Source organism: Proteus myxofaciens ATCC 19692 (genome assembly GCF_001654855.1).
Classification (GTDB): Bacteria; Pseudomonadota; Gammaproteobacteria; order Enterobacterales; family Enterobacteriaceae; genus Proteus; species Proteus myxofaciens.
The window spans coordinates 1-375 of the sequence record NZ_LXEN01000218.1 but is presented as its reverse complement, the minus strand read 5'-3'; the positions used below and the strand labels follow the sequence as shown (position 1 = coordinate 375).

1 protein-coding gene is annotated in these 375 nt (G+C 30.9%); it reads right to left on the bottom strand.

All coding sequences use genetic code 11. The features are described from left to right. Window positions 1–375, bottom strand: a 375-nt coding sequence (locus tag M983_RS16720) for a type II secretion system F family protein (RefSeq protein WP_210433264.1), incomplete at both ends; no start/stop codon positions are given.

Below are 375 nucleotides of genomic sequence, written 5' to 3'. Positions count from 1 at the left end.
TCCTGAGTTCTCAGCTGAGATAATAAATTGATAACAAATAGGGGGAAACAAAGACTCATTTTTCATAAAAGCACTGAGCGATTTGCCTTTAATAATATGTTCACGTAACTGACAAAGAGCATGATGGTAAAGGGGATTAGGCAGTTGTTGTATAATAATATCCAATCCTTTTAAAAGAGGCAATCCTGCTTGCTGTGTAATAGTGAGTATTTGAAAGATAAACTGCAAATAATGATATTTTAATAATTCACCTAAATAAGGCAAACGAAATAAAATACGTTGTTCTATTACTCGAAGCTGTAAAACGGTAATACGAATAAAAAGATAAGTTAAAAATAAGAAAAATAAAGTAATACTAATCCATATGCCGTGATG